Annotated in this window: 1 protein-coding gene; it reads left to right on the top strand. The window is 74.7% G+C overall.

Annotation, left to right across the window (positions count from 1 at the left end; genetic code table 11):
• The coding region (locus ACLFKU_RS44415; protein ID WP_410853474.1) for an AMP-binding enzyme at positions 1–356 on the top strand (356 nt) is incomplete at both ends.

Below are 356 nucleotides of genomic sequence, written 5' to 3'. Positions count from 1 at the left end.
TTTCGCATCGAGCCGGGCGAGGTGGCCGCGCACCTGTGCGGACATGCGTGGGTGCGCGAGGCGGTGGTGGTGGCGCGCGAGGAGCGGGCCGGCGAGCCGCAGCTGGTGGCGTATGTGGTGGCCGCAGAGGAGGCGCAGGAAGCGCAGCTTGCGGCGACGCTGCGCGCGCATCTGGTGGGGCAGCTGCCGGACTACATGGTGCCGGCGGCGTTCGTGCCGCTGGCGGAGTTGCCGCTGACGGTGAACGGCAAGCTGGACCGCCGGGCGCTGCCGGCGCCGCAGGACGATGCGTATGCGCGGCGGGGCTACGAGGCGCCGCGCGGGGAGCTCGAGACGGTGCTGGCGCAGCTGTGGGC

This window comes from Paraburkholderia sp. EG304, assembly GCF_046543485.1.
Classification (GTDB): Bacteria; Pseudomonadota; Gammaproteobacteria; order Burkholderiales; family Burkholderiaceae; genus Paraburkholderia; species Paraburkholderia youngii.
The sequence above is the reverse complement of the archived record's forward strand: the minus strand, read 5'-3'. Positions and strand labels throughout refer to the sequence as shown.